This window comes from Paenibacillus sp. BK720 (genome assembly GCF_011761545.1).
GTDB lineage: Bacteria > Bacillota > Bacilli > Paenibacillales > Paenibacillaceae > Pristimantibacillus.
In genome coordinates this window covers 103,597-126,543 of sequence record NZ_JAASRQ010000002.1, presented here as the reverse complement: position 1 = coordinate 126,543, position 22,947 = coordinate 103,597, and the positions used below count along the sequence as shown (strand labels likewise).

Genomic DNA, 22,947 nt, shown 5'->3' with positions numbered 1-22,947 from the left:
TTCGATGAAGATCATATTGGTGGATGATGAACGCATTGCCCTGGAGCATATACGAACGCTAATACCCTGGGAAGAAAACGGCTATGAAATCGCAGCGGCGGCAACAAACGGCCGAAGCGCGCTGAAGCTCTGCGAAGAGCATCGTCCCCAAATCATGATCGTGGATATCCGCATGCCGGTCATGGATGGGCTTGAGCTCATCCGGGCGGTAGCCGAACGCGGCTGGGGCGTCAGCTTCATCGTAATGAGCGCGTACGAGGATTTTAATTATGCCCGTCAGGCGATCTCGCTCGGCTGCGTGTCAAGCTACCTTGTTAAGCACGAGGTTAATCGCGACAAGCTTATGCGGGAACTTGCGAAAGCGAAGCTCGCTTGGGAAATAAGCGAGCGGCAGCGCAAGCTCTCTCGCTCCGAGCAGCTGAAGGAAGCGTTTTTCGCCGGCGGCAAGCCCGCCAGGCAAGGCGTGCCTATCGCGAGGCCGCCCCTTTGCGCGCTGCTCTTGCAGGCAGATGCTCCGTTCACGACAATCCCGGCCGTCTCCGTACAACCCGATACCGGCGGGATCGCGGGATGGGCGGAAGGCATTATACCGGCGGATAAACCGGGCAGCTGGGAAATGATCGGGGAATTCCCCCATGGAGCAGGCCGACTGGTTGCGTTGTTCGAGCAGCGGGATAAAAGCGCTGCCCTGCAGCGTGATGCCTTGTACAGGCATGCGTCGGCTATGCAGCGCGTACTCGAAGACCGGCTTGGCCATACCGTCTCGCTCTATCTCGCGTTCGAATACGCCGATACCCCGAATCTGCCCGGCTTGCTGCGCAAGCTGGAAGAAGCCGCTCGGCACACCGTATTCTCCGGCAGAAGCGCTCTCGCATGCGTGGATGATCTTCCTTTGCCGGTCCGTACGGCGGCGAGTAACGCGGACGCCAGCCGCCAATGGCTTGACGCGTTGGCCAACTGTTTAATGCAAGAAGATTACGGCAGTTTTGAAAGCGTTGTCAAAGAGAGGTTCGATAGTCTTTCAAAACCGGAATGGAATTGGAACGGTTTGTACGAAGCCATCCGTGCGATGACCGCCCTGTATCGCGAACGGCTTGCCGCCGCGGGACTTCCCGAAACGGATCCGTTAGATTCAAGAACGGCAGGTCCCCTCTATCATGTAACCGATATACGCGACCGGTTCATATTTGCTTTTCGCGAGCTTGGCGAGCAGGGATCGGCTGCTCTCAAACAGCTGTCGCCGAAGCTGCTGCAGGCGCTGCGCTACCTCCACGCCCATTTCCAAGACGAGATTGGAGTCGAGGATGCCGCTATCGCCACCGGCATTAGCGCAAGATATTTGCACGAACTATTTAAGCGGGAGCTCAACCGTACCTTTCTTGACTACTTGACCGAATACCGCATTAAACAAGCTAAAATAATCCTTATGCGCGAGGATGCCAAAATGACGGAGGTCTCCGCTCGCGTCGGCTACCGTTCGCCCCAGCATTTCAGTCAGGTATTCAAGCGGCTGACCGGCGTTCTCCCCCATCAATTCCGCGCCAAGGAGCAGGCCCGATGACCAAGCTTCGCACCGTCATTTTTTGGAGAATCGTTATCGTCGCCGCCGTCAGTTTTCTGCTGTCCGTCGCCTTTACCTATTACTACTATAATCATATCCTGATCGGCCAAATGATGGAGGAGGACAAAGCGAAGCTGAGCCAGACGGTTCGCCAGCTCGACTATATGTCCGATGACATTTCCAAATTCACGTTAACGCTTATCATTGCGGAGCAGCTGCAGAGATTCTACAAAACCTATGATCAGCTTGACACGTTTGATCAGTTCAAGGCTTTGCAGAGCACGTTCAAGTTCGTCGACGGCTACAAGGGGCTTCGCAAGGAGGTGACGAGCTATGCGATTGTTCTTCCGGACGGGCGCGTGTTCTGGAACGCCGCAGGCAACGACAGCTATTTCAGCGAGCGTCTGAAGGAGCCGTGGTATTTGAATTTCCTCCAGTCCGGGACCGAATACGGCTTCACCGAGCCACACCTTATGCTTGCCGACCAGAAACCGTCTTCCGAGACCGCAATCATTAGCTATGTCGTGACGGTGCGGGATATCGAGAAGCCGGGACAGACAATCGGTAAATTCATCGTCAATCTCGACTACAGCCATTTTCAGTCCTTGCTCGACTTCAGTCCTTTCGTTAACATTACCTGGCTTAATGATTCCGGAAACGTTCTTTACGTGAAGCCAAGCGGCGGCGAGCAGGTCGTAGCCCGGCTCGTTCAAGAGCTTGATGACGGCACGAACAAGGAAGGAGCATTCCGCGCAAACAACGGCTACCTGCTTGTCGACCGGTTCGAAACATCCGGCTGGCGGCTAGCCACCTTCGTCTCGCAAGCATCGTTGTTCGACCGGGCCAAGATTGTCTTATACCTGCTTGGCTTCTTCACGTTGGTCAGTACCACCCTTATCCTTGCCCTCATGATTCCGGCCATACTGCGCATTACTCGTCCGGTCATGCGGCTGTATAGTGCGATGAATGCGGTATCGAGCGGTAATTTGCAGGTATCGGTGCAGATCCATACCGGAGACGAGATGGAGAAGCTGGGGAACGGCTTCAACCGGATGACAAGCCAGCTGAAGACTCACATCGAGGAATCGATCCAGCACGAGAAAGACAAGCGCGAGCTCCAGATGGAGCTGCTAATGTCCCAGCTGAATCCGCATTTCGTTTACAACACGCTGAATGCCGTCATTTACATGGCCCAAAAACAAGGGAATGAGGACATCGTCCGCATGGTCTCCGCTTTTATCCGCGTGCTTCAGGACGCGGTGAAGACGGGCGGCGATGATTTGCTTGTCCCGCTCCGGGACGATGTCGCCCTGCTAAGGGATTACATTGACATTCAATCGTACCGGTACGCCGATATGTTCAAGGTGGAATGGGAGCTGGAGGATCAATCGCTTCCTTATCTGGTGCCGCGCATACTGATTCAGCCGTTTGTCGAGAACGCCATTTTTCACGGTATATGCCCAAAGGACGAGCCCGGCACCATCCGTATTTCCGCTTATGAATCCGAAAGCCAGCTCTTGATCACCATCGAGGATGATGGGATCGGCATCGAGCCGGAGATGCTGCGGAGGATTTGGGAGTCGCATGAGAAAAAGAGCAGCCCCGGGCTAAGGCACATCGGCCTTAGCAATACGAAGAGACGGCTGGAGCATTTGTTCGGCAGCCTTGCGTCCGTGCAGATTGAAAGCGAGGCCGGTCAAGGCACTCGCGTCTCGATCCGGCTTCCTAAATTAATCAGGAATAAGGCGCGGTGACCTTGTCCAAATAAAAATACCGCCTACCGTCAGAGACGGTGGGCGGTTACTCCGCATGGCCCGGTTACGGGCTGGGATGCTGAGCAGGTCCTTGCCTGCCGCCGGTTCCCCTACTTATTTTCCCTAATCGAAGAACACGATGCTCCCTCTACGAGTTTACTAGCGATAATGATATGGTCCAGGCCATCGCCTTGGTTGCTGCCAAGCTTATTCATAAGCAGCTTGACGGACTGCGCTCCCAGCTCGGAGGGCTGCAGGTCCATGCCGGTCAACGGCGGCATGGTCTGATGCATCATGGAAAGGTCGCCGCATATGACAAACAGGGAAATATCCTCCGGAATGCGAAGGCCCAGATCCTTAATCGCATTCATCGCATTAAAGGCCGAACGGTCGTCGTCCGCAATAATCGCCGTCACCTTGTTCTCACCGATAACACGCACCGTCTCCGTATACCCGTAGAGCAAATAATGTTCGGATTGAATTCGCGGCTTGTAATGGTGCATCGAATCGCGCACGGCAATCCGATGCTTGGCAAGCGCTTCGACGAAGGCCGTTCTTCTCTCCATGGAGACGGTCGTCCCTTCCGTCGCGTTTAGAAACATGAGATCCCTATGTCCTTTGGCGATCAGATAATCGCAGATGTCATGCAATATTTTCGCGTTATCGTTGTTTACGGTAGGCGCGTCCTTTACCTGCGAATTGGAAATTTTCCCGACCGTTACGAAAGGAATGCCGGTGAGATGGAGCAATCGAATCCGTTCATCCTCTTCCGTTGGGCCAAGCACGATCGCACCGTCAATGGGGTAGCTGGCCAAGGAAGGCGTCTTCACCTCCAGTACCGGAAGCATATCAAGCAGTACTCTGTAGCCGAACCTGGAAGCCTCCAGCACGACGCCGTTAATGAATTGGTTATGAAAGGCGCTGAAGAAAAAGTTGCCGTGCGGGATGGTAAGCCCGATCGCCATCGTCTTTTTCGTCACTAGGCTTCTCGCGATGTGATTGGGAACGTAATTCAGCTCTTTCGACGCCTTGAGCACCCTTTCCGTCACTTCCCTGCTTGTCGGCCTCTTCTGGCTGAACACGTTGGAGACGGTTCCTTTGGATACCCCGGCGAGACGGGCCACATCATCGATTTTCGCCATGGATGGTTGCTGCTCCCTTTAGGCCTGAACCCGCTTCTTCAAGACAAGCTCTTCATTCAAAAGATCCGCAAGCTCCACAAGCGCAAGCGGCTCTTCAATCGTGTAATCCGGCCGTTCCGCCGGATCAGGCGAGGAATTCGGATAACGCGAGGTCCAGTTCAGATGCACGCTCGTAATGCCTGCCGCATTAGCTCCCCGGACGTCGCGAGAGAGGTTGTTGCCGACCATGACGATTCTTTCCCGGTCCCGCTCGTCGAGCAGCATGGCGCCCATCGCTGCCCTGAACATGCGCGGATCCGGCTTCTCGGCCTTCATCTGCTCGGAGTAGATTAATACTTCGAAATAATCGTAAAGCCCGTTTATCGAAAGCAAATTTTTAAACGATTGAGCCAGGCCGTCGGCTACGATGGCCAGCCTGTACCCTCGCTCCGCAAGCGTTCTGACCATTTCATCGGCTCCGGGAATGACCTTCCCCTCAATAACGACGCCGTGCTCGTCGCGCACCTCCGTGCCTTCGTCGATAATCGTATCTCCGCAATCAAGAAAAATGATAAGTTCTTTGGCTTCATTGCTGTTCGCTTGTTCCCCGTTCATGCCTTGCCCCCCTTAATAGCAATTGTTCCGCGTAATGGCAATTGTTCCGCGTAATGGCAAGCCGCCATATGGTTATCTCCGATTTCCCGCAAGGCGGGCATTTCCTTCACGCATCTCTCCGTCCTGTAAGCACAGCGAGGATGAAAATGACAGCCGCTTGGCGGATTCGCCGGATTCGGCACCTCGCCCTCGAGGACAATCCTCTCCTTCTTCAGATCAGGATCCGGCTGCGGCACGGCGGTAAGAAGCGCCTCGGTGTACGGATGCCTGGGCTGGCTGAAGATGGAGTCGACGCCAGCCATCTCCACCACCTTGCCCAGATGCATGACCGCCACGCGGTCAGAAATGTTCTCTACGATCGACAGATCGTGCGAGATAAATATATAAGTGATTTTATATTGCTCCTGCAGATCCTTCAACAGGTTAATGATTTGGGCTTGAATCGACACGTCCAGCGCGGATACCGCTTCGTCGCAAACGATCAGCCTCGGCTGGGTGATTAGCGCCCGCGCAATCGCGATTCGCTGCCGCTGCCCTCCGGAGAAGGCATGCGGATACCGTTTTAAGTAGCTGACGTTTAATCCCGTTTTCTCGGCGATGGCCGACACCCTCCGCTCCACCTCCGATTTGGGCAGCTTGAAGTTGGCGATGAGAGGCTCCGATATAATATCGAATACGCTCATCCGCGGACTTAACGAAGAATACGGGTCCTGGAAAATCATCTGAATGTCTTTTCTTAATTTTTTCGATTCGGCACCTTTCAGCTTCAGAAAATCAACGGCCTCTCCGCTTGCCGTTCGGTAGACGACTTCGCCGGAAGAAGCATTCATCCCCCTCACGATGCACCTTCCCAGCGTCGTCTTGCCGCAGCCCGATTCTCCGACGATGCTCAGCGTTTCCCCCTCTTGCAGCTGAAAGGAAACGTCCTGAAGCACGCGCACGGATGCCGGCTTCGCAAACAATGCCTTCTTTGACTTTACTTTGAAATCCTTGTTGAGATTTTTAATTTCGAGTATGGGCCTCGCCATCGTTATTGCCCTCCCCGCGGGTCCGAGTACAAGAAACACCTGACCGTATGACTGCCCGAAATTTGCGTCGCGGGCACGGACTGCTTATTGCATACGCCCTCGATCCTGTCCTTGCAGCGGTCGTAAAAGCCGCACATCGGCGGCATATTGACCGGCACCGGCACCGAGCCTTCGATCGATTCGAGCCGTTTCGTTTTATTGCCGCCAAGCCTCGGCATCGAGCGCAAGAGACCTTTCGTATACGGATGCTTCGGATTGCGGAAAATCTCCTTCATCGGCGCCTGCTCAACGATTTTGCCGAGATACATGACGGCCACTTCGTCGCACATTTCCGCGATTATGCCCAAATCATGCGTCACCAGCAGAATCGCCATGCCGAATTCCTGCTGCAGCCGCTTCATCAGCTCCAGTACCTGGGCTTGAATCGTCACATCGAGCGCTGTGGTCGGCTCGTCGGCAATCAACAGCTCGGGGTTGCACGACAGCGCCATCGAGATCATGGCCCTCTGCCGCATGCCGCCGGAGAACTCATGCGGGTACTGATCAAACCGCTTCTCCTGATCGGATATGCCAACCTTGCCGAGCATCTCGAGCGCGATTCTTTTCGCTTCCTTCTTGCTTCTGGTCCGGTGAATCAGAATGGCTTCCATGATCTGATTGCCTATCGTATACATCGGCGAGAAAGCCGTCATCGGCTCTTGAAAGATCATCGCGATTTTTCGCCCGCGTATGGAACGGATTTTCCGGCCGTTCGGGTCCAAAGCGAGCAGATTGAGAGGCTCCTCGTTCGCCTCGGGCTCCTGCGACGACCGGTACGCGATCGTCCCCGAGGTCTCGCATTCCTTCGGGTTAATGCCGATAAGCGCCCTGCTCGTCAAGCTTTTTCCGCAGCCCGACTCCCCTACAAGGCCTAACGTTCGGCCTCTTCGGATTTCGAAGTCGACCCCGTCCACGGCGTTCATTACGCCGTTGTCCATCCGAATCCGAATCTTCAGGTCCTGGACCCGGAGAAGCGGCTGCTGCGGTTGAGCGGCGTCTGCTGTCATAGGTATCCCCTCGCTATAACCTTAAATTTTGACCTACCTTTTGTACGGATCCGCCGCGTCGCGCAAGCCGTCTCCCAAAAAGTTGAACGTCAAGACGGTAAGAATGACTGTGCCAAGCGGAATGATTTTCCATGGATACAGAGCAATATTGTCGATTTTCTGCGCTTCCTGCAGCAGCACGCCCCAGCTGGTGGCGGGGGACCGAATGCCAAGGCCAAGGAAGCTCATGGCCGTCTCGGCCAAAATCATGCCGGGTATCGCCAGCGTCGTTGCAACGACCAGATAGCTGATGAAGCCGGGCAGCAAATGCTTGACCATGATTTTCGAGTCGCTGACGCCTGCGATTTTGGCCGCAACGACGTAATCCTCATTTTTTAGGGATATAAACTTGCCCCGCACAACCCTCGCAAGCCCCGTCCACTCGATGAACGCAAAGATAATAACAATGTAGAAATACATTCGGACGACCGGAATGCGCGGAGGAATCGCAGCGGACAACGCCATCCATAACGGCAGGGTCGGGAAGGAACGTATGATTTCGATAACCCTTTGAATGACGGCGTCAACCCAGCCTCCGAAATAGCCTGACGCGCCGCCGATAATCAATCCTAATACGAAGCTGATGCCAACCCCCACCAGAGGAATGCTTAACGAAACCTGACTTCCAAGCAAAATGCGGGAAAACAAATCCCGTCCGAGCGAATCCGTGCCGAGCAGGAAGAGCCGGCCGGGCTCCTTGACGCCGATTAAATGCGTGGAAGAAGGGATGAGGCCAAGAAACTTATACTTTTCCCCTTTAACGAAAAATTGCAGCCGATATTGCTTCTCCGTGTCGGCGGTGAACGTTTTGCGCATCGTCTCCGGATCGCGCCCCGACTTTAGCCCGTATACGAAAGGCCGGATATGAAACTTCCCTTCCGCATCGACAAATCGAAGCTTCATGGGTGCCGCGTTCACATACTTGCTATCGTAGTTCTCCAGCCCGTAAGGAGCCAGGAACTGCGCGAACAGCGCACCTGCGTAGAGAAAGGCCAATATAACGAGGCTGACCCGGGCCAGCTTATGCTTCTTGAATCTTACATACATGAGACGCCATTGCGAGCTGTAGTTTAAGTCTTTATCAATGGCCGGCTCCGTGGCAGCGGCTTGTCGTCTTCCGAATCGTCTCATCGTTTAGGTACCTCTGAATTCCGTGCGAATTTTCGGATCCAGCCACGCGAGCAGAATGTCCGAAATCAAGGTTCCGAGCACGGTGAGCAGCGCCATGAACAGCAGCCAAGTCCCTGCCAGATACATGTCCTGTCCCAGCAAGGCATTAAACATGACCGGTCCTTGAATCGGCAAATTAAGAACAATTGCGGTGATGGTGGAGCCGGTGAAGATCGACGTAAGCGACCATCCGAACGTACTGACAATGGGATTCAGCGCCGCCCGCGTCGGGTATTTGAACAAAATCTTCCTCTCCGATAAGCCTTTCGCTCTTGCCGTAACGACGTTTGGCTTATTCAGCTCATCCAGCATCTGGCCGCGCATAACGCGGATTAAATCCGCCGTCCCGGACAACCCGATAACGATGACGGGAATGACCATATGCTTAGCCAAATCGATCGCCTTGTCCATCGACCACGGCGCATTCACGTATTCCGCGGAGAACAGGCCAAGCAGCGGATCGCCAAACCACGTGTAGGAGAGGAACATCAGAATGACGGCCATCAGAAAATGCGGCGTCGCCATCCCGAGAAAGCTCAGTCCCGAGAAAAAATAGTCGCCAATCGAATATTGCTTGACCGCGCAATAAATGCCGATCGGAATCGCCACGAGATATTGGAATGCCATTGTGACCAGGGAAACGGTCAGCGTAAGACCCATATATTGCTCAATGACGGCCAGCACAGGCTTGTTATAGTTAAAGGAGAAGCCAAAGTCACCATGCCATACAATGTCCTTGACCCAAATGAAATACTGCTCGTAAACGGGACGGTCAAGCCCGAGATCCGCCCGCATCGCATCCATATCCTCCTGCGTGAATACCTCCCCGGCAACCGATGCTTCAGCCGCGTAATTGGATACGTAATCGCCGGGTGGCAGCTGTATAATGTAGAACACGATGACGGATATGAAAAACACGACTGGGACGGCCAGCAAAATACGCTTCAACGTGTATTGCAGCACCTTGTTATTTCTCCTCCCCTTGACATTCGGCCTTGCGCGAATGTCATCAGAATGACCCGTTGCGAAGGGAAGAGCTCCCGCTCTCCCCTTGCCGCACGCGTGCAAAACAAAGGTTACTTCTTCAAATAAAACTGCGCGGGATGAGCGGCTCCAAGCGAACGGAACTCGTCGGCCCAGATCAAATCTTCCGGAATGTTACCCATCTTGTTGGATGCCGTGATAAGGGTTGGCGTTGGGCCTGCGTATCCGATTACCCATTGATTTTTCATATGCAGCTTAACGATCTCATCGCCGAGCCGGTTAATCTCATCGGTTGTTGAGGCAGCCTTAATCTGATCCCAGTACTCCAGAATCTTAGCGACGTCTCCCTCCGGTTTTACGCCCTCCTTCCCTCCCGAAGAAACATACAAGCCGTATTGGCCGTACCACGGAGTCAGTACCCGAAGCGGCACAAGCGCATCGGGACGGTAAGCCACGTTCACGACGGAAATATTCTCGATGCTCACCGGCACCTGATTGGAATACTTCAGCTCTTGCAGCGTCGCTTGATCGACAAGCTTCACGTTTGTCTTAATGCCCATGTCCTCGTAAAATTTCTTGAGAAGCTCCGTGTAATTGGCGCTTGCCTCCGAGGAGTCCATAATCGTGAGGGTTACGTCCGAGCCGTCGGGGAACAGCCGGAAGTTATTTTTGTCGCGTTTCGTTAAACCAATCTCGTCGAGCAGCGCGTTCGCCCGTTCGGGATCGAAGCTGGCCCATTGATCCGCCCAGCCTTCCTGATAGCCCACAAGCCCTTCCTGAACGGAAGCCTGGATCGGATCCGCGATGCCGTTCGTCACAATCTCCGTAATCTCCGTGCGGTTCACCCCAAGAGAGAGCGCTTCCCTGAATCGGATATCCTGGAATAGCTTGCGAAGGTTAGGATCGTCGACGGTTTGGTTGAGCTGGATGCCCGAGGTCATCCATGCCGGCTGCTGCCAAGCGATAACGCGGTAATCACCCTTCTTCTCGTTTTCCTTCAGTACCGTGAAATCCTGCGCCCCGAACGTGGACAAGTTAAAGTCGCCCGCCAGCGTGCCGAGAACGCGTTGGCTCGGATCCTGGATCTTCGTTGCGACAATCCGGTCCATGTAAGGCAGCTGATTGCCTTCCGGGTCCGTTTTCCAATAATACGGATTCCGTTCCATGATGAACTGGTCGCTGTTCGGATCGTTCTTCGCCACCCATGGGCGGAGCGTCGGAATTTGCGGATAAAGCCAGTAATAATAACCGGTTTCCTTCAGGAACGCGGTCGTATCCTCGAAGCCCCACTGTTTGGCGATCTCCAGCGCTTTGTCCTCGCCGACCAGCTCGGGCAGGATCGTCTTGTGGAAATGCGCAGGCGCGAAAAACCATTTATTGTCGATCGCAACCCGTTCGAGAAATTGTACGCTTGGATATTTATGAACAACCTTAAACGTATAATCGTCCACCTTCGTGACCGTGGCCAGCGCCTTATCGCCGGTAACCGGGTCAACCGAGTAATAAGCATCGTAAATCGCCTTGCCGAAGGTTTCCTTCGTCAGCATGTGCTCCCAATAGAACAGCACGTCGTCCGCTGTAAACGGCTCGCCGTCGGACCATTTCATGCCTTCCCGGAGATGGATGATGAATTCGGTTGAATTTTCATTGACTTCATAGCTTTTGGCAACGTTCGGCTCGACGCCGCTGCCGTCCTTGTTGAAACGGAAAAGCGCCTCCTCCGTCGGCTGTCCGACGGCCCACTTGTCGCCCGGCCCCGTCCACGCCATCGTCCAGTCGCCGCCGTACTGTCCGATTTCGTCGACAACCGGCTCCACCATGACATCTGCTTGGACTGGCAGGCGCTCCGCCAACGGAGGAAGCGTGCCGTCTGCTACAAGCTTGGCAAGCATAGGTGCTTCCTTGGAGGCTGTGCCTTCACCACCCCCTCCGCCGCCCTTGTCTTCCTCCTTGTCCGTGCCTTTACTGTCGTTGCTCGGCTCCCCGGCCGCGTTTGACGGTGCCGGCGAATTATTGTTATTCGTACACCCTGCCGCAATAATGGTAAAGATGACAAACAGAATAACCAGCAGCTTCCTTTGTCTCCTCAAAATGAACCCCTCCATTCGTGATTTTGCTTGTTCTCGATACCTGCGCTCCCTTATTCCTTGACTTAAGCCGATTCTTGGCTGCCGTGAAGACCCGATCTTCACCTCCGCTGCTGTTAAACCGGTTTAATTTTTTGTAAATTGTATGCGCTTTATTTGAAAGAATGTCATCTTTTAAAGCGGTTTAAAATACGAATCCAAAAAATATAAAGCGCTTCACCAACTTATCCATATGCCTGACCGGCAGGAACCCTTTTGTATCGGCACAAGCAATAAAAAAAGACAATTTCCTCATCGTTACCGAAGAAATTGTCTTTGTTCCGTTCTAAATGCAGAGTGAAAAACTATTTTACAAAACCGAAGCCCAAAATCGTAAATTTCCTTCGCTCATGCCCGGCAGCCATTCTGATTTCCACCGTATGCTCCCTAGAGACTTGTTCCCGATACAAGATTACGGCATGGCAGCGCGTCCAGTTGACGGCATGAGAATCCGCTGCCTTCGCAAGCTTTCCGTCGACCCAAATATCGGCGTTTCCGAAATCGTCGCTGCCGGAATTTTTATAGATGAGAAGCAGGCTTTTGCTATGAAGCGTCATCTTAAAGCTATCGCTTCCGGATTCCGATGCATGCATCCAGTTGTAAGGGAACTGAGGCGATCCGTATGGATGGTCGTCCATCTCCGCGAACTGCAGTTCGGAATCGGCCGCGGAGAAGCTGCCTTCCGTAATCTCTGCCGCGCCAATGCCATTGTACCGATCCAGCAATTGAACATCCGCAAAATCGCTGCCGTAGACCGGAGGTTGATCTAGGCAGATATCTTCTTGATGCAATTCGCAGCGATCGGTTTGGTCGAAGAGCCAACACAAACAGTCGGCCATAATGCGATGCCCGGCGTTGGTCGGATGATAGATATCGCTAAAAAATTGCTTCTTGGAGATGACATGGCCTTCTACTTTTGACTTGTAAAACTGCTCCGTTACCGCGTCCTTCACGCTTACCATGGGAAGTCCGTAATGCCGGCCGATGGGAGCAAGGCGATCCTGCAAATTCCAGTCGTTCTCGAACACGCTGAAGAGCAGAACGACGGCAGGAGCATTGTCGGCGGCCAATGCTTTCCTTACGAGACTTTCGTAGCAAATTCCTTTCGTCTCGTCGTCGGCGTCATTGACGGCAAATTCGACGATGACGATATCCGGCTCAACCGCTCCGTCTCTTCGAATATCCCGCTCGTAACGTATCATGCCCAGCTCGGAGGACGTACCGCCAACGCCTGCCTTAATAAAGCGGATATGCGGGCCCCCTTCTCTTCCAAACCTTTCCTTGAAGCCGGCATACGTCCGGTAAGCGTAGCAGTCCAGATGAAGCGGATCCGCTCCCGCCCCATGAGTGACAGACCCGCCAATGAAAGCAATCGTAACGTCCTCGCCTCTCTTGGCTTTCTCTATGGCGGCTTTCAATCGCTTGTTGTTGCCTAACTCAAGCAAGGATTTAGCGATCATTTCGCGATAAGCCTCCGAGCGTATATCCACGTGCTCCTCTGAATCTCTTAAGAATTGCTCCTCCGTCATCGTTAATCTCCTTTCGTCGTACGATTTAATAGTATTACAGCTTCAATCGGTCTTCCAGCGCATCAACCTGTCCTTTTACCGATCGGCATTGCTTCCTCCCACGATCGCCCAGAAAGCGGGCTTTGCATGCAGCTGCTTGTCAAAGAGCAGCGGCGCTTCCGTCCGAGCGACAGGAAATGTGCTTAGCCAAGTATGATCGTCAGCGATCCCCCAGAACACAACAGCGCTGACCAATCCTGCATTCGACTTTAACGCTTCAAATAGCTCCTTGTAGCGCTGTGCCTGCTTTTGCAAAATATGTTCCGGCACGGCAGCTCCGTAATCGGTCCGGTCGTTCCAGTTATAGACGCTCATATCCAGCTCGGTAATCTGGTTATCGAGCCCCAGCTCCTTGAATTTTTTCATCGAATCCATAATGTTCATCACGGACGGGCTATAAATGCTGATGTGGGTCTGATGACCGACGCCGTCGATCGGAACGCCTTTATCGAGCATCTCCTTCACGAGATCGTACAATCGGTCCCGCTTCCTCGGATCATCCGTTCCGTAATCGTTAATGTACAGTTTAATCCCGGGGCCGCCAGCTTCTCTTGCGGCCCGGAAGGCAGTCGCAATGTAGTCGGTGCCCGTAATGTTGTACCAATTGCTGCTTCGCATGCCATCCGGATCCGCAGGCTCAATCACTTCGTTCACGACATCCCAATATTTAATGTCATCCTTGTAACGGCCAACAATAGCCCGGATATGAGCATCCAGCCGGTCCAGCAGCAGCTTCTTGTTGGCTTCCCGCTTCTTGGCATCGGTCTCATCCGCCATCGGTTTGCCGTCAGCGTCCCGGAAGAACCAGTCCGGCACCTGGCTGTGCCATACAAGCGTATGGAAACGTATAGCCATGTGATTCGCCTTGGCGAAGGCGACAATCCGATCCGCCTGATCCCAATTGAATTGCCCCTCTGCCGGCTGGATGGAAGCCGGCTTCATGGCATTTTCGGCTACGAGCATATTCACTTGCTTCTTCAAAAGTTCTGCCGATAATCCATTCGTCTGGTTGGGCTCAAGGGCAGCTCCGATGGCAAAATCATTCTCGAAGGTCTCCGCGAGCGACGGGATATCCAGCTGTACGGAGGGCGCGACGGCCTCCGCCGTCTGCTTCGGCGGCTCCGTGCTGCTCTCCGACGGCTCTTGCGGAGCAGCGGATACGGGCAGAGCCGTTGTTTGAACGTTGGCGGCAGTGGTCTGACCGGGTTCTCCGGACTTGTTCAGTATCAGCATCATGATGACGACAACGAGGAGTACCGCCGAGAGAATAATAGTGAAAAAGGCTTTATTGCGTATACGAAGCATAGGAAACCCGCTTTCTCGTGAAATAAAAAAAACCTCTACCCCGGCCTCTCGAGGATGAGCGACCGCGATATAGAGGTTGGTTTTAGCGCCAGATCGAATGGGGGCACTCGACTGACACCGAAATATACATGTCATCATTTCATTGTTTTACCCGACAAGTCCTGTCCGCTCGATGCTCTCAACGAAGTAGCGCTGCACGAACAGATATAACACGATAAGAGGCAGAATCGCCAGCAGAATTCCCGTATCCTGCACCATGCTCAAGTAGAACGGATCCTTGGCGGAAGCGTCATTGCCAAGAATAATAGAAAGATTATAAGGCAAGGACGACAGCTGCGTTGACATCACGTTGCTCGAGGTGAGATAGGTTGTCGTAAAGAAGCTGTCGTTCCACTGCCAGACGAACGAGAAGAGCAGTACCGTAATAATGGAGGGAATCGCGTTAGGCAGCATAATACGCAGGAAGGTCTGACCAACGCCGGCCCCGTCCATGTAAGCAGCTTCTTCGACCTCCCGCGGAATTCCCCGGAAGAACTGCCGGAAGATAAAGATATATAATCCGGCTTTCAGGGAATTGGCCGTTATGGAGGTTAGGATAAACGGCCAATACGAATTCAGCAAATTGACGGTTTTTCCCGTAAGGAGAGGAATAAGCCCCATTAAGCTGAAATCCTTCAAATTCAAGTACATCGGAATAAGTATCGTTGTCGGCGGGACCATGATCGTCAGAATGACGCCCGCAAACAGCAGGTTGCTGCCCCTGAATTTCAATCTTGCGAAGGCATAGCCGGCCAGCGCGCACGATATAGCGGTCAGAATCGTGGTTGTTGCAGACAGCGAGAACGTATTCAGGAGCGTCTTCCAGTAATCCATGATGGAAATCGCATTCTTGAAGTTCTCGAGCGAATAATGCTCGGGAATCCATACCACAATGGGCGAATAGAGATCCGTTTTGGCTTTTATCGCGGTCGATATCTTCTGAATAATCGGATACAGAATAACGAATGAAAGTCCGGCAATCAGCACTAGTCTTACGAAGGACCAGATCCAGCGCTTCCAGCTTTCAAACGATAACAATCGGGCCATCATCAATGAGCTCACCCTCTTTCTATTCTTGGTAGAAGACCTTCTTCGAAACGATATAGGAGCTGATGAGCAGGATCAGCATAATGGACACGAAATACAGCCATGCCATTGCCGAGCTAAGACCGAAATCAAAGTTGGTAAAGCCCGTCTCCTTGATTAAATCCGTCATCCCGTTTCTTGAGAAGGAGTCAATAATGGTATATATCATATTCACGAGAATAAGCGGGCTGACCATCGGAAAAGTAATCTTCCAGAACGCCTCGTAGCCGGTTGCCCCTTCCATCTTGGAAGCCTCGTACAGCTGAGGGGAGATGGTCTGAATGCCGGCAAGGAAAATCAGAATCTGCACGCCGGATTGACTGACGATCTGGTAGATTCGCTCCACGGCGCCGGTCAAATAATTAACGACGCTTTCGCTGACGCCCGCATCCATCATAAGCCCTGCCAGCTCGTAGGCTCCTAAAGCGTGAATGGCGCCGCCCGAGCCCTGGTTCTGGTCATTAACGGCTTGCACGAGACTGGAGGTTTCCAGCGTCATGATCACCCCGGAGGCCAGAATGACCGGCAGGAAGAAGATCGAGCGGGCAATCGAGCGACCGATAAACTTCTGATTAAGGAGTACGGCCAGGAACAAGCTGAAAATGACGATCAGAGGCACGTTAACCACCATGTTGAGAATAGCCTCGGTCAAGGTCCGGTTAAAGCTGGTATTCACGGTTAAGACGTTGATATAGTTCTCGAATCCAATATAGCTGATTTTAATTCCGGATGAATTGGCCTCGATCTTGCTGAGACTATAACGGAAAGAGTTGACCAGCGGAATGATAAAGAACAAGATAAACCCCAGCAGCCAAGGCAAAACAAATAGAAAGCCTAACAGCGCCTTTTGCTCCGCATAGGTTCGTTGCTTCATGCCGAGCTTTGCTATCCGTTTCAAGATTGGTCACCACCCGTTTTGTAGCTTTCGGCTTCTATGATCTGGCCGTCAACAGTCACCTGAGCAAGGTTATAATTGACGATGACATACATGCCGTTTCCGTATACGGTCTTGTACACGCCGTCCTGCAGCTTCTCGTGTCCGGTAATCGGCTGATTTCGAACATTTTTCAGTACCTTGTTTACTTCCTGGTACATGCCTGCGGCCTTATCCATCCACAGCTTATAGTTCACGGCGTATAGTTCGTTGTGATCGGTGTCCTTGACGGAATAGTTTGGTTCATAAATCCATTCGAAATAAACATTAGAGCCAAATTCCAAGCACTTCAGAATGTATTGCCTGTCATTCGTATAGTTGGAAAGATTATATGGCGCACCCGTGTATTCCACATTCCCGCGAATTACCATCTGATAGAACGGAATTTGCTCGTCCTCCAGCTTGAAGCCGCTATTGCCCATCGGAGCATTCGTAAGATCAGACAGGTACGGAAGCGCGTAGGCGTTGCCGCCGTTGCCCATCACCTGCAGCTTCTCACCCTGCAGCTTCGCCATCGCTGCTTTGGAAATCTCCTCGGATTCCGTCCTGTCGATCTGGTTATGCTTCCTGTAATCACTGTTTAGCTGATCGGCAAGATCCCTGACCGAAATGCCCTTCGCTTGAAACGCGTTCATGCCCTTCAAGGTAGAATCCACAAAGCTCTCAACAAGCCGAGGCGAAACGATATAAGAGGGGGACTTGGAAATATCGCGCCGGTTCAAGGCCAAATCCGCCGGATACAGCGCTGCCGGATCCCCTCTCAGCGTTCGCGATGCCGATTTGGATTCATTGAAATCCGCGCCGGAATTCGCTGTTAAAAACGCCACGTCCGGATAAAGCGTAACACCGCTGTCCGCTGCAAAAGTGGCCAAGTCCTTCAGCCCTTTGCTTCCGCCGATTTCCCCGTCTACCGAAATCGATTTGGGCACTTTATGATCAAGCCCTCCGTTAAACCATCCGGCATATTTCAATTTGATATTATGAATATCCAGCTGCTTCATTTCATTGATAATAGCCTTGGCTTCCTTAAAGGTTGTCAGTGTCTCCAGCGCGCGGTACGGAATGCCCATAAAATGCTTCTTATCCGAAATGCTTCCGTCCAGCTGGAGATAGAACGGGATATTATCCTCGTCCTCCGCTTTCTCCACAGGAAGAGCCTTGTTATTTACCAAGTACTCTTTGTAGTAGCTCGCCATGCCTTGATAGCTGGCATCCTTTCCGCTCAGGAAGGCATACCGGACAACAAAATCGGACTTCATCGGATTTTCCTGAAACTTCGGAAGGGAACGCTGCTGGCCGTTCGCATCCAGCGTTACCTGGCCTTTATTGATAACGTTAAAGCTAGGGTAAACATAGTTATAGCTGTTGAGCCTGCCGCTTATATCCGCGTTAATCGTTGCAACAGACTCCCCTTCCTCAATAATGCCGAGAAAAGCGCTGTTCTCGCGGATGATGCCGAAGACCGGAAGTCTCACCGCTTCTTCTCTTGCCGCGTCTTCCGTTCTGGCCATTGTGTTGTCTTGGCCATAAACGAGCTGCTGATACGATGGATAGCGGGTCTTGCCGCTGTTAAAGCGAATAAGCGCGCCCGATCCGTCCGGAACAAGCATCGTGCCCTTGTCCGCTGTTCCGCCCGCCCCAAAGAAATTGAGAAAGGAGACGCTGTTTACCGGATACTCTTCAGGGTAATGGATGCCCGCCACCGGAACAGCTGCAACAAGACTGTTGCCGTCCAAGGTGTACTGGATAGTCGCTTCGAATATTCTCGGGGCTGTTTTCTCCTGGGAGAAATGCAGCTCCTCCATATCCTTCTTCAGATCTTCCTCCGTATAACCGGCGGTTTCAAGGGACTTCAGCGCCCGGTCCAGCTGCAGCCCGTTTAACGCGCTGTCGTTCCGCTCATAGGCCGTCTGTTCCTTATTTTCTTTATAAGCAATCTTCAACGCGCGCTGTCCGGTTTTATCCAGCTTCTTGTTTAAAGCCTCGAAGCGCTCTTTGCTCATCATCTTCGGCATATCTTCCAGCGTTTTCTCCACCTTGCCGAATTGATAGGTAACGCTAAGCCCATTCGGGAGCTTCTCCATGCTAATCTGTTTATTCGCAACGCTGTCCGTATAGGAATTAATCGAGTTGAGCTGACCGAAATCATTGTAGAAATCCAGCTTAATCTGGGACGATAATAAATCCTTGTTCACGCCGGCGGCAATGGTGTCTTCGCTGCTCCCCGGCGGGTTGCTGCGCCAAACGGCTCCGCTTTGCTTATTAAGAACGGCTATGGCGCCCGTCTGATCATCGGCGAATAAGCGGAGCTGATCATTCTCGGCAACCCCCTTCATGTCAGCAATTAGGGGATCCGTGAAGGATGCGCTCAAAGCCTTTCCCTGCGTGAATGTCATCGCGGCCTGATCAGCTTCTCCCGCCTGCTTGCCCGAAGCGGAATCCGAGCATCCGGCAAGCAGGATCCCAACCAGAGCGCATGCGGTCAGCATGGCCATTCTGGCTTTATTCATCTTCTTGCCCCCTTAAAATGAATGGTGAAGCCATTCATGCTTCGTAAGCACCGGCAAAAGAATGGCCTCGCAATTAGCCGTTTACCGGCAATCGTGAAGATTCTTGCTTCGAAAGCGCCGCTAGCGCCTGAGTACGATTTCTTGGTGTATGACCTGCACAAACGCAACCATCTGCTGAATCAAACTAAAGAACAATAAACATAAGAAAGCCATAAATGCCATTGCCGCAATGGTGAGAATGATGGTTCCGATGGTCTTTGACGGCGAATATTGCTGTACCGTCATATTGCCGACAAACAGCAGGTAGGCGCACCAGAGCACCGACACATTGTTGAAGAAATGGTAGAAGGACACCTCATCCAGCGAAATGAGGTTACTCAATCCTATCCACGGAAATTGAATAACGAGAAGCGGTACTAACGCAAAGCAAGTCGAGGTGAAAATATCGGCAAATTTGCCTTCCCCGTCCATTAAGGTAGTCAGCGACCAATTGGCTATGCACCAGAACAAGACGGGCACAATCACGTACAAGCTCTCCATCAGGCTGTTTATGCTGTCCGGATAAACAATGTTGACGAGAAATCCGCTGTACTGCGTCTGCATAATCTTCATGATAATCAGCAGGAACAAAATCGCGAAGGAAATGATCAGGTTCAGCTTCCGGCTGCGTTCATATTTCAATTCCCAGAAGCCGTTGAAGGGATGCAAAATCAGATATAACGGATATTTATACAGCTCTCTGTTTAATGAAGGCAACCTTTTTTCCTCCTCTCCATTTCCGGTATCTGCTTATTCCAAACCAACAAACAAGGAGTAACAGTAACCCTGACATAATGCCGGGGAAATACTCGCGGAGCACTTCCTTCCGATAGAGCAGGAAGGCCTTGGAATATCCTTTTTGGTCCATGCTTTTCTTGAAATATTTCATGGCTTCGCGATAATCGCCTTGACGAAGCAGGGCTTTGCCAATCCCCGCATAGGCAAATTCCAGATTGGCGTTCATGCTGATGGTCTCTTGGTACAAGGTAAAGGCTTTATCCTCGTCGCCATCGTAATAAGCTCTGACAGCGTCGTTTAGCGTGCGGCCGTATTCGGTCGACTGGAAGACGGTAATCTCGCCAAGCGCTTTATCCAGTACGAGGAATTCGTCGCCAAGCCGCTCAATGGCTACCGGCGTATTGAATTGTCCTAATTGATTACCCAGCCCGCCAAACACGTACAGCAAATGGCCGTCTCCGTCATAGGTGAAAATTCTTCCCCGCTTGCCGTCAAGTATGGAGTACATCTCGCTGTCGCCAACATCGATATCGATCAATCGGGATGGTCCGGTTGCGTTCGTGTAACGGATATCGCCTTCGGGGGCAAAGTAGCCTTCCCGCCGCAATATGTCGTTGCCCTGGGCGTTCAGCTTTTTGACATTCCCGCTGTCCTGTCCGTTCGTGGCGTAAATAAAGCCTTCCCGGTCAATGTCCAGATTAGTGAACTCCGTTGGCGTAAACATAACCATCTGGCTGCGCTGCGCTTTGGTCGACAGCATCTTCCATAAATAATCCGTTGGATTAAAGGAGACCCGGTTCGCGCCAACAAACGAAGTAAACGTGCCGTCCGGACTAAATTCCATAAAGCCGTCATAAACGCCGGTGGACATGACATAAACCCGCTGCGCCTTATCGACAACAACCCGTACCGGCTGAAAATCAAATTTCTCGGACAGCATATCCGATTTGGGCGCCTCGATAACTTTGACCAGATTGCCGTTCCGATCCAGTTGAACAATCCGTTTATTGCCGGTGTCCGCGATCACAAGCTGTTTGGCGTCGGTTACGAACAGCCCCTGGGGATTATTGAAGGTCTCCTCTTTGCCGTCTCGGACAAACGAGCTGACCGTCCGTACCGGATGAAATTTGTCGTCCAGCACAACAACCCGGTTGTTGCCCGAATCAAGAACATAGATTTGTTGATCCTCGGTTACTTGGAAGTCGCTTGGCTCTTTAAAAGAGCCCGCCCCCATGCTTTCCCCGTTCCACAAAACGTTTGCCTGATACGCTGCCGGTGCCGCGGTCGTTAGCCCCCAATAAGAATAATTATAGGATTCTGCCCCGTCCGCAGCCTGAACCCTTGTGCCGCCTGCGCCTACGCCTATGCCCAAAAGAAAAGTTAAGGCAAGGAGGAAGTATATGTTTTTCTGTATTCGCAACATGCTTTGGCTCCCTTCTACTCTTTCATCCCGGAAGTTGCCATCGTCTGGATGACACTGCTCTGGGACAGGATGAAGAGCGTGATGGGAACGACCATCAGAATAAGCGCTACCGCCGCGCCAACGCCTGCCCTGGCAATGCCCCCAAGCGCGATTTGACCTAATGCATAATGAAGGGTCTTCAGGTTCTCGCTATAAATAAAGTTGCCTCCGTCGGAGCCCCACAGCATAGGGAATTGCAGAATCATAAGGGTGAGCCAGGCCGGCTTTACGTTCGGCATGACGATTTGCCAATAGATCCGGTACTCGCTTGCTCCGTCAATCTTGGCCGCTTCCACGAGCGCGTCCGGAATCTGTTCCATGAACTGCTTCATCAGGAATAGTCCAAGCGGGAAAGCGAGGGATGGAATAATAATCGATAAATGCGTATTGATCCAGCCAAGCCATGACATCATCATATAGTTCGGAATGGCCGTAACCGTACCGGAAAACATCAGCGACAGAACGACTGTCGAGAAAATAATCTGGGAGCCCGGAAATTTATGCTTGGCTAGCGGATAGGCCGCAGCCGAGGCGAGCAGGATATGCCCGAACGTTCCTACAAGCGTAATAACGAGCGTATTGGCAATATAGCGCGAAAGCGGAACCCAGGAATTGCCCATTAACGAGAACAAGTCGAAGAAGTTATCCAGCGTCGGGTTATTGACCATAATCCGCGGCGGGAAAATAAACAGCTCGTCAAGCGGTTTGAACGCATTGTTAACCGCGTACACAAGCGGGATGGCCATAAACAGGCCAAATACGGCAAGGAGCAGAAATAATAAAAAGCTGACGGTAAAGGAGCGGTTAAGCTTCCTCTGAATCCGGAAAACCGCTGTCCAACTGTTCAACGTTACTCACCGACCTTTCTAAGCAGCTTCTGGGTCAGCTTGTTGGCGCCCACCATGATCAGGAAGAGAACGGTTGCGATGGCCGATGCATAGCCCATTTCAAAGCGGATCGTGCCGTAATCCATCAGATGCGTGACGATCGTATGCGCCGCGTAGTTCACGCTCGGGAAGCCCGCCAGGGCAATGGAAACATCCGCAACGGCGAAGGACGCCGTAATTTGAAGGACTGCGCCGAACAACAGCTGCGGTCTCATCGACGGAAGCGTAATGAACCACAGCTCCTGCCACCGGTTGCGGATCCCGTCTACCGTACCTGCTTCTACCAGAGACCGGTCAATGGTCTGTAGCCCGGCGATAAAAGCAAGGAAGCTGGTACCGAGGCTCAGCCATAACTGAACGATAATGACGATGGTCAGAATATACTGCTCATTCGTAAGCCATTGGATCGGCTCCAGAATAAAGCCGAATTTGATCAGAAAGCCATTCAAATAACCATACCGGTCACCGGAAAAGACAATCAGCCATATGAAATACACGTTTCCCGAGATCGACGGCGCGTAAAAAATCAAGGTCATGACAGCCCGGATCTTCGGAGACAACTCATTTATAATCCACGCGAACAGGAAGCAGGCGAAATAGCTGATCGGCCCTGTAATAACGGCGAACATGAATGTATTTCGCAAGGCTATCATAAAGACGTCGTCATTCAGAAACAGCCTGGAATAGTTATCCCAGCCAACAAACCTCGGAAATTCGAGCATATTGAAATAGAAGAAACTAAGACAGATCGAGAATACAACCGGAATAATCGTAAATAGGGTGAAAATAATCATGTACGGGCTCATCAAGATATAATTGTGCTTGTTTCTCTTGATCTCTTTGAACAGTTGCGCCCATCTGGATACCTTGGCCGGCTGCCGGATAAGATCCGGCGCGGGCACGGGTACGGATACGGTTTGTTCAGGCATCGGCAT

General features: G+C 52.3%; 18 protein-coding genes. 2 read left to right on the top strand and 16 right to left on the bottom strand.

The genetic code is table 11. The features are described from left to right. Positions 1-4: 4 nt before the first annotated feature. The gene (locus tag FHT67_RS07560; RefSeq protein ID WP_167197076.1) at positions 5-1,561 is read left to right on the top strand and encodes a helix-turn-helix domain-containing protein; all 1,557 of its coding nucleotides are present in this window, start codon (positions 5-7) and stop codon (positions 1,559-1,561) included. After that, positions 1,558-3,315 (top strand): sensor histidine kinase, encoded by a 1,758-nt coding sequence (locus tag FHT67_RS07555; protein ID WP_167197073.1) that lies wholly within the window; start codon positions 1,558-1,560, stop codon positions 3,313-3,315. Before FHT67_RS07560 ends, FHT67_RS07555 begins: the two co-directional genes overlap by 4 nt. A gap of 110 nt (positions 3,316-3,425) precedes the next feature. Here the strand turns inward: FHT67_RS07555 and FHT67_RS07550 are convergent, their stop codons facing one another. The 16 genes from FHT67_RS07550 to FHT67_RS07475 form a co-directional block, all read right to left on the bottom strand. Continuing rightward, positions 3,426-4,457 carry a LacI family DNA-binding transcriptional regulator gene (locus FHT67_RS07550; RefSeq protein ID WP_167197070.1) on the bottom strand — a complete coding sequence of 344 codons (1,032 nt, stop codon included), beginning with the start codon at positions 4,455-4,457 and terminating at the stop codon, positions 3,426-3,428. An 18-nt stretch (positions 4,458-4,475) separates the two neighbouring features. After that, positions 4,476-5,051: an HAD family hydrolase gene (locus FHT67_RS07545; RefSeq protein WP_167197067.1), complete on the bottom strand. Its 576-nt coding sequence runs from the start codon at positions 5,049-5,051 to the stop codon at positions 4,476-4,478. Beyond that, entirely contained in the window at positions 5,048-6,079 is a 1,032-nt protein-coding gene (locus tag FHT67_RS07540) for an ABC transporter ATP-binding protein (RefSeq protein WP_167197064.1), read from the bottom strand. Before FHT67_RS07540 ends, FHT67_RS07545 begins: the two co-directional genes overlap by 4 nt. A gap of 2 nt (positions 6,080-6,081) precedes the next feature. Next, on the bottom strand, positions 6,082-7,125 hold the full coding sequence (locus FHT67_RS07535) for an ABC transporter ATP-binding protein (RefSeq protein WP_243867029.1): 1,044 nt from the start codon (positions 7,123-7,125) through the stop codon (positions 6,082-6,084). Positions 7,126-7,158: 33 nt separating this feature from the next. After that, complete coding sequence (locus FHT67_RS07530) at positions 7,159-8,295, bottom strand: ABC transporter permease (RefSeq protein ID WP_167197061.1); 1,137 nt, start codon at positions 8,293-8,295, stop codon at positions 7,159-7,161. 3 nt (positions 8,296-8,298) lie between these two features. Next, complete coding sequence (locus FHT67_RS07525; RefSeq protein WP_132307003.1) at positions 8,299-9,297, bottom strand: ABC transporter permease; 999 nt, start codon at positions 9,295-9,297, stop codon at positions 8,299-8,301. Positions 9,298-9,410: 113 nt separating this feature from the next. After that, on the bottom strand, positions 9,411-11,408 hold the full coding sequence (locus FHT67_RS07520) for an ABC transporter substrate-binding protein (protein ID WP_132307005.1): 1,998 nt from the start codon (positions 11,406-11,408) through the stop codon (positions 9,411-9,413). A gap of 341 nt (positions 11,409-11,749) precedes the next feature. After that, positions 11,750-12,973: a GDSL-type esterase/lipase family protein gene (locus tag FHT67_RS07515; protein ID WP_167197058.1), complete on the bottom strand. Its 1,224-nt coding sequence runs from the start codon at positions 12,971-12,973 to the stop codon at positions 11,750-11,752. 75 nt (positions 12,974-13,048) lie between these two features. Beyond that, on the bottom strand, positions 13,049-14,317 hold the full coding sequence (locus FHT67_RS07510; protein WP_208403183.1) for an endo-1,4-beta-xylanase: 1,269 nt from the start codon (positions 14,315-14,317) through the stop codon (positions 13,049-13,051). Positions 14,318-14,464: 147 nt separating this feature from the next. Continuing rightward, positions 14,465-15,409, bottom strand: coding sequence for a carbohydrate ABC transporter permease (locus tag FHT67_RS07505; protein ID WP_167197055.1), 945 nt, complete (start codon positions 15,407-15,409; stop codon positions 14,465-14,467). 16 nt (positions 15,410-15,425) lie between these two features. Beyond that, complete coding sequence (locus FHT67_RS07500) at positions 15,426-16,340, bottom strand: carbohydrate ABC transporter permease (RefSeq protein WP_167197052.1); 915 nt, start codon at positions 16,338-16,340, stop codon at positions 15,426-15,428. Beyond that, positions 16,337-18,886: a DUF5696 domain-containing protein gene (locus FHT67_RS07495; protein WP_167197050.1), complete on the bottom strand. Its 2,550-nt coding sequence runs from the start codon at positions 18,884-18,886 to the stop codon at positions 16,337-16,339. The genes FHT67_RS07500 and FHT67_RS07495 overlap by 4 nt, the downstream gene beginning before the upstream one ends. Before the next feature lie 120 nt (positions 18,887-19,006). After that, complete coding sequence (locus tag FHT67_RS07490; protein ID WP_167197046.1) at positions 19,007-19,642, bottom strand: YIP1 family protein; 636 nt, start codon at positions 19,640-19,642, stop codon at positions 19,007-19,009. Further along, the gene (locus FHT67_RS07485) at positions 19,614-21,086 is read right to left on the bottom strand and encodes a hypothetical protein (protein WP_167197043.1); all 1,473 of its coding nucleotides are present in this window, start codon (positions 21,084-21,086) and stop codon (positions 19,614-19,616) included. Before FHT67_RS07485 ends, FHT67_RS07490 begins: the two co-directional genes overlap by 29 nt. A gap of 14 nt (positions 21,087-21,100) precedes the next feature. Continuing rightward, complete coding sequence (locus tag FHT67_RS07480; RefSeq protein WP_167197040.1) at positions 21,101-21,973, bottom strand: carbohydrate ABC transporter permease; 873 nt, start codon at positions 21,971-21,973, stop codon at positions 21,101-21,103. Positions 21,974-21,975: 2 nt separating this feature from the next. Then, complete coding sequence (locus FHT67_RS07475; protein WP_132307020.1) at positions 21,976-22,941, bottom strand: carbohydrate ABC transporter permease; 966 nt, start codon at positions 22,939-22,941, stop codon at positions 21,976-21,978. Between the last annotated feature and the right edge of the window lie 6 nt (positions 22,942-22,947).